The organism is Streptomyces sp. NPDC050287 (assembly GCF_044459385.1).
GTDB lineage: Bacteria > Actinomycetota > Actinomycetes > Streptomycetales > Streptomycetaceae > Streptomyces.
This window is the reverse complement of record NZ_JBITIY010000040.1, coordinates 2133-3458: the sequence shown is the minus strand read 5'-3', so window position 1 is coordinate 3458 and position 1326 is coordinate 2133. Positions and strand designations below refer to the sequence as shown.

The following is a 1326-nucleotide window of genomic DNA, read 5'->3' as shown; positions in this document are numbered from 1 at the left end:
GACGGGTGGCTGGTCGTTGTTTGAGAACTGCACAGTGGACGCGAGCATCTGTGGCCAAGTTTTTAAGGGCGCACGGTGGATGCCTTGGCACCAGGAACCGATGAAGGACGTGGGAGGCCACGATAGGCCCCGGGGAGTCGTCAACCAGGCTTTGATCCGGGGGTGTCCGAATGGGGAAACCCGGCAGTCGTCATGGGCTGTCACCCATACCTGAACACATAGGGTATGTGGAGGGAACGCGGGGAAGTGAAACATCTCAGTACCCGCAGGAAGAGAAAACAACCGTGATTCCGGGAGTAGTGGCGAGCGAAACTGGATGAGGCTAAACCGTATACGTGTGAGACCCGGCAGGGGTTGCGTGTACGGGGTTGTGGGATCTCTCTTTCACGGTCTGCCGGCCGTGGGACGAGTCAGAAACCGTTGATGTAGACGAAGGACATGCGAAAGGTCCGGCGTAGAGGGTAAGACCCCCGTAGTCGAAACGTCAGCGGCTCGTTGGAGAGACACCCAAGTAGCACGGGGCCCGAGAAATCCCGTGTGAATCTGGCGGGACCACCCGCTAAGCCTAAATATTCCCTGGTGACCGATAGCGGATAGTACCGTGAGGGAATGGTGAAAAGTACCCCGGGAGGGGAGTGAAATAGTACCTGAAACCGTGTGCCTACAAGCCGTGGGAGCGTCGGAGTGAGGACTTGTCCTCATTCTCGTGACTGCGTGCCTTTTGAAGAATGAGCCTGCGAGTTTGCGGTGTGTTGCGAGGTTAACCCGTGTGGGGAAGCCGTAGCGAAAGCGAGTCCGAACAGGGCGTTTTAGTAGCATGCTCAAGACCCGAAGCGGAGTGATCTAGCCATGGGCAGGTTGAAGCGGCTGTAAGAGGTCGTGGAGGACCGAACCCACCAGGGTTGAAAACCTGGGGGATGACCTGTGGTTAGGGGTGAAAGGCCAATCAAACTCCGTGATAGCTGGTTCTCCCCGAAATGCATTTAGGTGCAGCGTCGTGTGTTTCTTGCCGGAGGTAGAGCACTGGATAGGCGATGGGCCCTACCGGGTTACTGACCTTAGCCAAACTCCGAATGCCGGTAAGTGAGAGCGCGGCAGTGAGACTGTGGGGGATAAGCTCCATGGTCGAGAGGGAAACAGCCCAGAGCATCGACTAAGGCCCCTAAGCGTACGCTAAGTGGGAAAGGATGTGGAGTCGCACAGACAACCAGGAGGTTGGCTTAGAAGCAGCCACCCTTGAAAGAGTGCGTAATAGCTCACTGGTCTAGTGATTCCGCGCCGACAATGTAGCGGGGCTCAAGCGTACCGCCGAAGTCGTGTCATTGC

At 57.0% G+C, this 1326-nt stretch carries 1 rRNA gene (cut by a window edge); it reads left to right on the top strand.

The window, feature by feature from the left end:
- Nucleotides 1-52: 52 nt before the first annotated feature.
- Nucleotides 53-1326, top strand: a 23S ribosomal RNA gene (locus ACIBK3_RS46670); it runs 1922 nt beyond the window's last position.